Origin of the sequence: Myxococcus sp. AS-1-15 (assembly GCF_020037055.1) — a bacterium.
Taxonomy (GTDB): domain Bacteria; phylum Myxococcota; class Myxococcia; order Myxococcales; family Myxococcaceae; genus Myxococcus; species Myxococcus fulvus.
On record NZ_JAIQDF010000017.1, the window covers coordinates 154661 to 166182 of the forward strand.

Below are 11522 nucleotides of genomic sequence, written 5' to 3' on the forward strand. Positions count from 1 at the left end.
ACTACTTGCGGTCCGCCGCCACCGCGCCGGCCTTCTTCAGCTCCTCATCGATGACGCGCTTGAAGGCGTCGAACGGCTGGGCGCCCACCAGGGTGCGGCCGTTGATGAAGAACGTCGGGGTGCCGGTGGCGCCCAGACGGCCGGCGTCCGCCGCGTCCGCCTCGATCTGCTGGGCGAACTTGTTGCTGTCCAGGGCGGCCTTGAACTTCTCCACGTTCAGGCCCAGCTCCTGCGCGTACTTGTCCAGCGAGGCCCGGTCCAGCGCGCGCTGGTTGGCGAAGAGCTTGTCGTGCATCTCCCAGAACTTGCCCTGCTCGTGCGCGGCCAGCGCGGCGGCCGCAGCGGCCTTGGCGTTGGCGTGCATGGGCAGCGGCTGGTTGCGGAAGGCCACCTTCACCTTGCCCTGGTACTGGTCCTCGATCTGCTTGAGCGTGGGGACCACGCGGCTGCAGAACGGGCACTCGAAGTCGGAGAAGGCGACGATGGTGACGGGCGCGTTCGCGGGGCCCTTCACCGGGGCGTTGCCGACGTCGACCTTCTGGACGGGCGGCTCGGCGGGGGCGCCGGGGGCGGCGGCGGGCGGGGCGTTGGCCACGTTGTCCGCGTTGAGCTTCGCGTACAGCTCCTCGGGCTTGGTGCCGGAGGCCAGCAGCTTGTCGGCCTTGGCGATCTCCTCGTCGATGAGGCGCTTGAAGGCGTCGAAGGGCTGCGCGCCCACGAGCTCGCGGCCGTTGACGAAGAACGTCGGGGTGCCGTTGGCGCCCACGGCGCTGCCAGCGGCGCTGTCCGCCTCCACCTTCGCCTTGAACTTGCCGGAGTCGAGCGCGGCCTTGAACTTGGCGACGTTCAGACCCAGCTCCTGCGCGTACTTCTCCAGGGAGGCGCGGTCCAGGGCCTTCTGATTGGCGAAGAGCTTGTCGTGGTACTCCCAGAAGCGGCCCTGCTCACGCGCGGCCTCGGAGGCCTCGGCGGCCGCCTTGGCGTTGGCGTGGAAGGACAGCGGCTGGTGACGGAACACCACGCGCACGTCCTTGGGGTAGTCCTTCTTGATCTGCGTCAGCGTGGGGACGGCGCGGCTGCAGAACGGGCACTCGAAGTCGGACCACTCGACGATGGTCACCTTGGCGGTGGCCGGGCCGAAGGAGGCCGAGTCGGCCGGCACGTCGATCTTCTTCACCGCGGGGGCCTGCTGCTGCTGCTGGGCCGCCTTGGGGGCGGCGCGCTCGGCGCCCTTCTCGATGATCTTCGCGTAGACCTGGGCCGGGCGGACGCCGCCCTTCACCAGGGCCTCGGCCTTGCCGAGCTCCTCGTCGATGAGCGCCTTGAAGTTGTCGATGGGCTGCGCGCCGGAGAGGAAGCGGCCGTTGATGAAGAAGGCGGGCGTGCCGCTCGCGCCGAGCTGGCCGGCCAGCGTCTGGTCCTTCTGGATGACCTCGGACAGCGCGGGGCTGGCCATGTCGGCCTTCCACTTGTCCAGGTTCAGGCCCAGCTCCTTGGCGTACTGCTCCAGGGAGGCGTCATCCAGCTTCTTCTGGTTGGCGAAGAGCTTGCCGTGCATCTCCCAGTACTTGCCCTGCTCGCCAGCGGCCAGCGCCGCGAGGGACGCGGGCTTGGCGCGAGCGTGGAAGGAGAGCGGGTTCTGCTTCATCACCACGCGCAGCTTCTTGCCGTACTCCTCCTCCAGCTTCTCCACCGTGACGTTCGCACGGCTGCAGAAGGGGCACTCGTAGTCCGAGAACTCGACCAACGTGACGAGGGCCTCGGGGTTGCCCCGGGTGGGGGAACCCTCGACGGGAACCTTGAATACGGTGGGGTCCACCGGACGGCGCGCGGGGTTGGCCTGACCAGCCTGAGCGGCGGGCTTGGTTTCGGCCTTCGTGGGAGAGCCGCTGTAGACGCGGCCGCCGACGAAACCAAGCACCAGGCCGACCAGCAGGGCCACGATGATATTGGGCTTCATGGGTGGGTTCTGCTCCTTCGCCATAGGTCCGACTCCGGCCCCGAGCGTGGATGTACGAGAAAAGTCGAGAGGGCCGGGGTACTTAACAGAGGGATTTCCAGACACGCAAGCCGAGTGGAAGCCCTCCGGGCTCGCCACCAAGGCCCCTCAGGGGCCCGAAAACTGGGCGGTTCTCGGAAAAATTCCGCACGCTCGGATCTCACCCATGGGAGACAGTTCGCGGATGGACAACAGCGTGCGAGTGGACACCTCCGGCAGGCCTTGTCCGGTGCCCATCCTGGAGATCGCCAAGGCGATGCGGCGGCTGCCCGTCGGCACGCTCGTGGAGCTGGTCTCCACCGACAGGGGCCTGGAGGCGGATCTGCCCGCCTGGTGCGAGGCCACGGGCCACGAGCTCGTCCGCCTGGAGCGCAGGGAGACGAGCTACGTGGGCTGGGTCCGCAAGGTGGGTTGAAACCCGGTGGCTACAGCAACTGGAGGACGCGATCCTCCAGGCGCCGGCCGCGGCTGACGCCGAGGATGAGCACGCCGCTCTGGAGCAGGTGGGCCACGACGCGGCTGATGACCTCCTCGGGAGGTACCTGACCGCCGAAGCGCACCACGAGGACGTGCTCGCCCTCCAGGCGCGCGTCGGTGACGTGGGGGAGGGTGGCGATCTCGGGCGGGATGACGGTGCCGCGGGCGATCTGCACGCGGAACTCCGCGCCCTGGCCGGTGAGCTCGGACATGCTGCCGTCCTGCGCCAGCGTGCCCTTGTCGAGGATGGCCGCCGCGTCGCACAGCTCCTCCAGCTCCTGGAGGTTGTGGCTGGAGACCACCACCGTCTGGCGGCCCTTCATGTCCTTGATGACCTGGCGCACCTGCGCGGCGATGCGGGGGTCCAGTCCGGCGGTGGGCTCGTCGAGCAGCACCAGCGGGGGCTGCCCCATGAGCGCCTGCGCCATCGCGGTGCGCTTGGCCATGCCGTGGCTGAGCGCCTGCGTCTGGACGTTCCAGGCCTCCAGCAGCCCGACCTTCTCCAGCGCCTCGCGGGCCTCGCGCTCGGGGGCGTCGAGGTCGGACAGCTTCGCCCAGTACATCAGGAGCGCGCCCACCTCCCAGCCGGGGGGCAGCACCGCGTCCTGGGGCAGGGCGCCCAGCCGGCCCTTGAGGGCGCCGGGGGTGGTGGGGTCCACGTCCATGACCTTGAGCGTGCCCTCGGACGGATAGAGGTAGCCGCACATCATGGAGAAGGTGGTCGTCTTGCCAGCGCCGTTGGGGCCGATGAGGCCGTACACCGCGCCCCGGGGCACGGAGAAGCTGACGTTGTTGACCGCGACCTTGGGGCCGAAGCGCTTGGTGATGCCGAACAACTCGATGGCCAGCTCGCTCACAGGTCCCTCGCGCGCAGGGCGCCGTAGGCCCCCAGCAGGAAGATGGTCGCGAAGCCCGCGTAGGCCGCGCCGCTCACACCGAACTCGGTGAAGCTCGGGTGCAGCAGGTCCCCGGCGTAATAGGAGGGCGACAGGTAGCGCAGGAACCGCAGCGCTCCCTCCTGCTGGCCCGACGCCGCGTCCACCGCGCTGGAGGCCCGGCCCACGGTGTCCATCAGCCAGAAGACGAACAGCAGGATGAAGTTGAAGACCAGGCTCACCGCGGGGCTGCGGAAGAGGCTGGAGCACAGCGTGGTGAGCGCCACGTAGGACAGCGAGAAGACGATGGCGGCCATCCAGAACTTGAGCAGGTTGAGGCTCAGCGCGGCGAAGCCGAAGTCCGGGTTGGCGATGCGTGCGTAGATGAAGATGGCCAGGTCGATGACGAGCACCAGGCCCACCAGCAGCGCCGCCTGGGACAGGAACTTGCCCAACAGCACCGAGGAGCGGCGGGCGCGCACCGTGAGGTAGCGCATGGAGCGCGGGCCGACTTCACCGCTGATCTGATCGAACCCCATCAGCGCGACGTAGGCGGGCAGGAAGAAGAGGGTGACCTTGAAGACGAGCAGCACCTCGATGGGCACCTGCGCCAGGGCCTCCATCATCGCGGTGTCGTTGCTGGTGAGGAAGCCCAGCACCCCCTTGCGCATCTCCTCGGCGAAGCGAGCGGACGTGTCCGCGTCCGCGCCGCCGGCCTCGGCGAGCTTCTGGTTCACCGCGGCGCGGACTTCACGGGCGAGCCAGCCGACCACCAGCAGCACCAGCGCGGAGAACATGCTGTAGAGCCCGAGCAGCACCACCGCGCGCCCGCTGCGCACGGCCCGGCGCAGCTCCGCGCTCCAGATGACCAGGGTTTCTTTCAGTCCGTCCAAAGTGTGGGGGACCCTACTGGGGAGGTGCACACGCCGTCGCCTGGTTTTTGACGAGGGCGCCGTTCGGGCGGGCAGGGAAGCGTCCGTGGACAGCGGGCCGCCAGCCGCTAGGATTCGCCTGCCTCCCCCCTCCTCGCCCCCCTCGCGCCGCACATGACGATTCGCCGACGACTCCTGTTCGCCGCCGCCCTGCTGCCGCTCTCCCTCCTGCTGGGCGCGAACGCGTCCCCGCCCGGGAGCGCTCCGGCCGTGGGCCCGGAGGACGCGGGCGTCGTGGCGTCCTCCCCGGATGCGGGGAGCGTGGCGATGGCGCCCGAGGACGCGGGGCCCGGGGCCCACGCGGGCGGCGGCGGTCCGCTGGAGGCCCAGGGAATTCCGGGAGAGGACGGCGGCTCGGACTCGGAGGCGGTGGCGGCGGCCGCGGTGCAGGGCGGGGCGGACGGTGGGCTGGCCACGCTGGTGACGGTGCCCGGGCTGGTGCCGCCCTCGCCGGTGCCCTCGCGGCTGACGGCGCCTCCCATCACCACGCTGCGGACGATGGCGAAGTCCCAGGACCTGCTGGCGCGCGCGAAGCTGCAGGGTGAGCGACTGGTGGTGAAGGAGAAGAACGGTGAGGAGAAGGTGCTCACCGTGGACCCGGTGCTCCAGGCGCAGTTGACGAAGATCCTCCGCGACTACGAGGTGCCGTACGGCGCGGCCGTGGTGCTGGAGCCGTCGACGGGGCGGGTGCTGGCGCTGGCGGAGCACTCGGCGGCGCAGCCGGAGCTGCGGGGGCTGCCGTTCCGCGCGGTGTTCCCGGCGGCGAGCATCTTCAAGATCGTCACGGGCAGCGCGCTCCTCGAGGCCGGTGTCTCGCCGGAGATGGAGGAGTGCTTCCACGGCGGCAAGCGGCGGCTGACGGAGCGGCACCTGGAGGACAGCGAGCGGGACGGGGCCTGCTATTCCCTGGCGATGGCGATGGGCAAGAGCGCCAACGTCATCTTCGCCAAGCTCACGCAGAAGCACCTCTCCGCGGAGGTGCTGCGGCACATGGCCGCGCGCTTCCGCTTCAATCGCGCCATCGACTTCGTGGTGCCCACGGACGTGTCGCTCGCGGCGGTGCCGGAGGAGGGCTTCGCGCTGGCGAACACGGGGGCGGGGTTCGGGGATGTCTACCTCTCGCCGCTGCACGGCGCGCTGGTGGCGTCCGTGGCCGCGAACGATGGGCTGTGGGTGGACCCGGTGCTGGTGGAGCCCGAGCCTCGGCCCGGCGTGTTGCTGCCCCCCGAGGAGCCCGAGCGCGTGCTGACGTCCGAGGCGGCGAAGGCGCTGACCGACATGCTGGAGACGACCGTCACGCACGGCACCGCGCGCGGCGTCTTCCGGGAGCGGCACTTCCGCGTGGACGACGCGGTGGGCAAGACGGGCACGCTCGCGGACCGCAATCCCTTCCGGGACTACTCGTGGTTCGTCGGCTTCGCGCCCCGGGACAACCCGCGCGTCGCCGTGGCCGCGCTCGTGGTCAATGACCCGAAGTGGCGCATCCGGGGAACGTGGCTCGGACGTGAGGCCATCCGGCTCGGACTCGAGCGAGTGCCCGCGCCCGTCGAAGTCACCGCGCCCGCGTCGGCGGCTGGCAAGCACTGAGCGCGAGGCCCGCGTGGCCTCCTACCGCGCGGTGAGCTTCACCAGCCCCATGTCCACGAAGCCGTGGAGGAACTTCAGCGCGTCGAGCTCCTGCAGCGGCGACACGTGGACGATGGCGGCGATGTCCCGCCGTCCGTCGATGCGCGACAGCAGGTAGCGCTCCGGCGCGGTGAGCTGGAGCGTCTTGAGGTTCGCGGGCGCCACCAGCAGCGCCGGCACCTTCGCCGAGTCCATCAGCTCCCGCCGCAGCTCGGCCAGCAGCTTCTCCTGCGCCGACTTCACCAGCGCCGCGGAGCGGGGCGACGGGGACATCTCATGTGCCTGCCGCGCGAGCGCCTCGCCATCCCGGACATTGCCCGCGTCCAGGAAGAGCTGCGCTGCCTGCAGCACCTCGTCCGAGGACGACTCCGCGCCGATGACGCCGCCCTCCTGCTTCTCCTCCTCCACCACCGCCGCCGTGACGGGGACGGGCGCCTCGTCCGACACCTTCACCGCGTCCAGGCGATAGAGCGCGTACAGCCGCTGGTACAGGAAGAAGTCCGTGGCGTGCAGCGCCCGCGCCATCCCGTCGATGCTCAGCCCGTCATGGATGAGCTGGATGATGCGCTCGTCCATGCTGCCGGGCTTGCGCTCGGGCAGCTTGCGCTCGTCCACCGCCAGCCGCGTGCCGCCCGTGGGGAACACCGCGCGGATGGCCTCCCACGCCGTCTCCCGGAACTCGCCCTCGCGGTGGATGTCCACCAGGTCCACTTCCACATCCAACCCGGCGATGTCCGGCGCCGTGTCCGAGGCCTCGAAGGTGAACTCCCCCTCCTGCCAGTGGAAGGCGTCCAACATCATCTCCCGGAACTTGTGGCTCAACGTCGAGCGCGCCATCGCCTCCGGCACCACTCCCGACGTCGCCAGCACCTTGCCCAGGAACACCCGCGTCTGGGCTTGCGTGGCGAAGGCCTTCTCCAACTGGGCCTCCGTCAGATGCCCCATGTTGATGAGGAATTGACCGAAGAACTCCCGAGGCTGATTGGAGCTGGCGCAAACGACCTGCCCGTCACGCAGGACCCATTGCTTGCGCACGTCCCCGCGCTCCACCTTGAGCGAGCCCGTGGCCCGTCGGTTCCCGAGGTAGACGACGAGGTCCTTGAGGGGCATCGTCGAGAAGTCACCAGTCAGGCCGCGCATCGGCCGTCCATCCTGCACGCCATGAGAGTCGAGATCTACTCGAAACCCAAATGCTCGCTCTGCGACAAGGCAGCCGACGTCGTGGAGGCCGTCCGCGCTCGCATCCCCTTCGAGCTGCGGCTCATCTCCATCCTGGAGTCCCCGGAACTGTTCGAGCGGTGGCGCTACGACATCCCGGTGATCGTCATCGACGGGGTGCCCGCCTTCAAATACCGCGTCACGGAGGCCGAGCTGGAGGCCCGGCTGCGTGAAGTCCAAGGTGGCATGTCCATTGCTAAAACCGCTGCCCAGGATGGGTAGCCGAATGCCCTTCCCCAGGAAATCCGGGGGGATGAAGAGGTCAGGGAAGGGCTGGAGACTGTAATTCCGGGCACGCGCCGGAGGAGCGGTGGAGAAAATTCTGGTGGGGAGGCGGATGTGGTGAGCGTTCGACGCAAGCGGGTGGGGAAGGCGGGACAGCCGCCCACCGTGCTGCTCATCGAGCCGAGGGCGGACGACCTGGAGCGGACCCGGATGCTCCTCGGGGAGGCCGGCTTCCGTGTGGTTCCCGTGACTCGCTTCGACGCGGCGGTGCCGCTGTTCGAGGTCATCCGGCCGGAGGCGGTGATCCTCGCGGTGCAGGCGCCCGACTTCAGCGCCGTGCAGGTGGCCCGGCGGCTGCGGCAGCTCAGCCGAGGCACCGTGCCCCTGCTGTACATGGTGGACCCCCAGGACGCGGGGGCCTACCAGCACTGCCTGGAGAAGGGGCAGTGCGTGGACGTGGTGCCGCGCGGGGGCAGCGGGGCGGAGCTGGCGGTGAAGCTGCACGCGCAGCTGCGGCTGAAGGCCGCGGTCCTGCGGGCCGCGGCGGGTGAGGAAGAGGACACGGCGCTGGCGCTGCATGACCCGGTGACGGGCGTCTACAACAAGCCGTTCCTGCTGGCGCTGATGGGGTTGGAGGTGCGCCGGTGCGAGCGCTACGGCGGGACGTTCTCCGTGGTGGCGGCGGAGGTGGGGGGCTGGAGCGCGCTTCGCAAGGAGTACGGGCGGGGCATGGCGGAGCGTCTGCTGGTGTACAGCGCGGTGGTGCTGGGGCAGACGGTCCGCGAGGCGGACGCGGTGGCCCGGGTGGGCGACAGCCAGTTCGCGCTGATGTTGCCGGGCACGCCCGCGGAGGCGGTGCCGGTGTTGTTGTCGCGGGTGGCCGCGAGGTTCGAGGCGGCCCGCTTCCAGGTGGATGGACGGGTGGTGCGCACCACGTTGGAGCTGGGGGCCGTGAGCTTCCCGGACACCGTGGGGACGCCGATGCAGCTCTTGAGCGCGGCGCAGCAGGAGATGCGGCGCACGCGTGAATTTCGTCGACTGACCGGGTCCATGACCCGGCTCTCGGTGTGAGGATGGGCGGAGGTTCGATGCAGAGGGCGAGCGGAGGCGAGGGGATGGATCGGATCGCGGTGCTGGTGGTGGATGACGAGGAGTCGGTTCGCACCTTCCTGTCCGAGTTGCTTGGGAGCGCGGGCTATCAGGTGCGCTGTGCGTCCAGTGGCGCGCAGGCGCTGGAGATGCTCGCGGGAGGCTCGTTCGACGCGGTGTTGCTGGACGTCGTCATGCCCGAGATGAGCGGCCTGGAGGTGTTGCGCCGCTACCGGGGGCAGGGGGGCAATGCCCCCGTCGTCGTCCTCAGCGGCCTGACGGGCGCGGACGACGCGGTCCGGGCGATGAAGATGGGCGCCAGCGACTACCTGTCCAAGCCGTTGGGCAATGACGAGCTGCAGGACGCGCTGGCGCGCGCCCTGGGGACGCGTGCCCCGGAGCGTCAGCCGGTGGTCCAGGGCGTGGCGCCCCGGCCGGTGGTGGACACGGGCGCGGACGCGCGCGTGCTCATCTCCACGTCGCCGTCCATGCGCCGGGCGCGCGCGCTGGTGGAGCGCATCGCGAACGAGAACGTCCCGGTGCTGCTGTTGGGCGAGTCCGGCACGGGCAAGGAGGTCATCGCGCGTGAGATCCACGCGCGCAGCCAGCGCCGCGGTCGTCCCTTCATCAAGGTGAACTGCGCGGCGCTGCCGGGCGAGCTGCTGGAGAGCGAGCTGTTCGGCCACGAGCGCGGCGCCTTCACGGGCGCCACGGCGGAGAAGCCCGGCAAGTTCGAGCTGGCCGACCAGGGCACCATCTTCCTGGACGAGATTGGCGAGATGGCCATCCGGCTGCAGGCCAAGCTGCTCCAGGTGCTGCAGGACGAGGAGTTCTTCCGCGTCGGTGGCAAGAAGAGCGTGCGCGTGGACAGCCGCGTGGTGGTGGCGACCAACCGCGACCTCGAGAAGGAGATTGCCCTGGGCAACTTCCGCGAGGACCTCTACTACCGCCTCAACGTGGTGGCCATCCGGCTGCCGCCCCTGCGCGAGCGGCGCGAGGACGTGATGCCGCTGACGGACCACTTCCTCAAGAAGTACGGCCGCCAGTACATCTCCGGCGTCAACGAGCTGCCCACCGAGGTGCTCCAGGCCTTCGCGGACTACGACTGGCCGGGCAACGTGCGCGAGCTGGAGAACATGGTGCGCCGGCTGTGCGTGCTGAAGGACCCGACGCTGGTGCTCGACGAGCTCCACGGCGAGGGCCGCGCTCCCGCGAGCGCCCCGTCGTTGCCCACCGCGTACGCCGGCGACGACAGCGTCTACGGCGGCCGGGGCATGGAGGAGCCCGTGCGCGCGCCGCCGGCCTCGTCCGTCCAGGTGCTGGAGATGCCCTCGCGCAACGTGGCCGGCGCCACGGCCCTGTCCCACATGCAGCCGCACGCGCCGACGCCCGTGGTGCACGAGCCGCTCAACACGGTGATTCCGGCGCCGCGCTACGTCAACCCGTTCGACGTGCCCCAGCCGCCGCCTCCGCCCCCGCCGACGGGCGAGCTGTCGCTGAAGGACATCGGCAAGCGCGCGGCGATGCTGGCCGAGCGCGAGGCCATCCTCGCGATGCTCCAGCGCACCGCGTGGAACAAGCGGCGCGCGGCCGGCAAGCTGCGCATCAGCTACAAGGCGCTGCTCTACAAAATCAAGGAGTGCGGAATCATCGACCCGCGCGCCAGCGCGGAGCTGTAGTCGACACGTCCCGCCTTGCGTTCGCCCCCCGCTCCCGTTATCGCGGGGGGCATGACGCCACCTCTCGTCCTGCTGGGCTCCGGATACACGCTGACGAGGCTCGCCGTCAGCCAGGCCCAGTCGGGGCGAGAGGTGCTCGCGACCACCAGGGACACCGCCCGCCGCGAGGAGCTCCAGCGCGCGGGCGCCCGCGTCGCCTCGCTGGAGGACGCGCTGCTCCAGACGAAGGGCGCGCACGTGGTCGTCTCCATTCCGCCCGAGGCCGGACTCGACGTGGCCCTGGCCCAGGCGCTCTCGGCCCAGCCCCCCGCGCGGCTGATGTACCTGTCCTCCACCGGCGTCTACGGCGGCGCGCGCGGCGTGGTGGACGAGGACACGCCGGTGGACGTCACCTGGCCCGCGTCGCTGCCGCGACTGGAGGCCGAGTCGCGCTACCTGCCGCTGGGCGCGATGGTGCTGCGCATCGCCGGCATCTACGGCCCGGGGCGCGGCGCGCACTCGCGGCTGCTCTCCGGCAACCTCCGGCTCCCGGACAAAGGCGGGCGCATCTCCCGCATCCACGTCGATGACCTGGGCGCGGCCATCCTCGCGGTGCTCGAGCGCGGCACGCCGGGCGCGCTCTACTGCGCGGCGGATGACCGGGCCGCGCCGCTGGAGGAGACCGTCACCTGGCTGGCGCACCGGCTGGGCATGTCGCCTCCACCCCGCGTGCCTCTGGAGACGCTGCACGAGTCGCTCCGGGGAGATCGGGCCATCTCCAACGCGCGGCTCAAGGAGCTGGGCTGGACGCCGCGCTACCCGGACTTCGTCCGGGGCTTCACCGCGGTGCTCAAGGAGGAGGGGCGCTCGAGCGGGGAGGGGGACATCGCCCTGCGCCCCATCTTCCCCTCGGAGGTGGAGGCCTTCTTCGCCCTGCGGCTGCGCGCGCTCAAGGAGCACCCGGAGTCGTTCGGCACCTCGTTCGAGGAGGAGTCCCTGCGCTCGCTCGACGAGATGCGCGCGCGGCTGGAGTCGAGCGACTCGCAGCGGGTGCTCGGCGCCTATGACGGGACGAAGCTGGTGGGCATGGTGGGCGTGCGCCGGGAGCCTCGCCGCAAGAGCGCGCACAAGGCCGTGGTCTGGGGCATGTACGTCCCGGCGGAGGCGCAGTCGCGCGGGCTGGGCCGCCGGCTGCTCCAGGCCGCCATCGCGGAGGGACGCAAGCTGCCCGGCGTCGAGCAGCTCCTGCTCGCCGTCGTCGCCGGCAACACGTCCGCGCACGCGCTGTACCGCTCCGTCGGCTTCCAGACCTACGGCGTGGAGCCCCGGGCCTTGAAGATCGGCGGCGCCTACGTGGACGAGGAGCTGATGGTCCTCACCTATTAGCCCCCCGCCCGAGTCGGGGCCCACATCCGCGCACCTG

Annotated in this window: 10 protein-coding genes; 6 read left to right on the top strand and 4 right to left on the bottom strand. The window is 70.5% G+C overall.

The window, feature by feature from the left end; all coding sequences use genetic code 11:
• Position 1: 1 nt before the first annotated feature.
• Positions 2–1960: a DsbA family protein gene (locus K8625_RS35505; RefSeq protein WP_223785183.1), complete on the bottom strand. Its 1959-nt coding sequence runs from the start codon at positions 1958–1960 to the stop codon at positions 2–4.
• A gap of 205 nt (positions 1961–2165) precedes the next feature.
• On the opposite strand from K8625_RS35505, the gene K8625_RS35510 reads away from it, so the two are divergent.
• On the top strand, positions 2166–2414 hold the full coding sequence (locus tag K8625_RS35510) for a sulfurtransferase TusA family protein (protein ID WP_223747670.1): 249 nt from the start codon (positions 2166–2168) through the stop codon (positions 2412–2414).
• Between the two features lie 10 nt (positions 2415–2424).
• Here K8625_RS35510 and K8625_RS35515 read toward each other — a convergent pair whose 3' ends face one another.
• Positions 2425–3333 carry an ABC transporter ATP-binding protein gene (locus K8625_RS35515; protein ID WP_223785184.1) on the bottom strand — a complete coding sequence of 303 codons (909 nt, stop codon included), beginning with the start codon at positions 3331–3333 and terminating at the stop codon, positions 2425–2427.
• A complete protein-coding gene (locus K8625_RS35520) occupies positions 3330–4244 on the bottom strand; it encodes an ABC transporter permease (protein ID WP_223747672.1) in 915 nt (304 codons plus the stop codon). Before K8625_RS35520 ends, K8625_RS35515 begins: the two co-directional genes overlap by 4 nt.
• Before the next feature lie 153 nt (positions 4245–4397).
• Between K8625_RS35520 and K8625_RS35525 the strand changes: the two genes are divergently transcribed.
• On the top strand, positions 4398–5870 hold the full coding sequence (locus tag K8625_RS35525) for a penicillin-binding transpeptidase domain-containing protein (protein ID WP_223785185.1): 1473 nt from the start codon (positions 4398–4400) through the stop codon (positions 5868–5870).
• 21 nt (positions 5871–5891) lie between these two features.
• Here K8625_RS35525 and K8625_RS35530 read toward each other — a convergent pair whose 3' ends face one another.
• Positions 5892–7049 (bottom strand): DUF4388 domain-containing protein, encoded by a 1158-nt coding sequence (locus K8625_RS35530; RefSeq protein ID WP_223785186.1) that lies wholly within the window; start codon positions 7047–7049, stop codon positions 5892–5894.
• A 21-nt stretch (positions 7050–7070) separates the two neighbouring features.
• Between K8625_RS35530 and K8625_RS35535 the strand changes: the two genes are divergently transcribed.
• The 4 genes from K8625_RS35535 (at position 7071) to K8625_RS35550 (ending at position 11485) form a co-directional block, all read left to right on the top strand.
• Positions 7071–7349 (top strand): glutaredoxin family protein, encoded by a 279-nt coding sequence (locus K8625_RS35535; protein ID WP_141326019.1) that lies wholly within the window; start codon positions 7071–7073, stop codon positions 7347–7349.
• 120 nt (positions 7350–7469) lie between these two features.
• The gene (locus K8625_RS35540) at positions 7470–8423 is read left to right on the top strand and encodes a GGDEF domain-containing protein (RefSeq protein WP_223747675.1); all 954 of its coding nucleotides are present in this window, start codon (positions 7470–7472) and stop codon (positions 8421–8423) included.
• A 44-nt stretch (positions 8424–8467) separates the two neighbouring features.
• Entirely contained in the window at positions 8468–10120 is a 1653-nt protein-coding gene (locus K8625_RS35545; protein ID WP_223747676.1) for a sigma-54 dependent transcriptional regulator, read from the top strand.
• Between the two features lie 51 nt (positions 10121–10171).
• Positions 10172–11485, top strand: coding sequence for a GNAT family N-acetyltransferase (locus K8625_RS35550; RefSeq protein WP_223785187.1), 1314 nt, complete (start codon positions 10172–10174; stop codon positions 11483–11485).
• Positions 11486–11522: the final 37 nt, after the last annotated feature.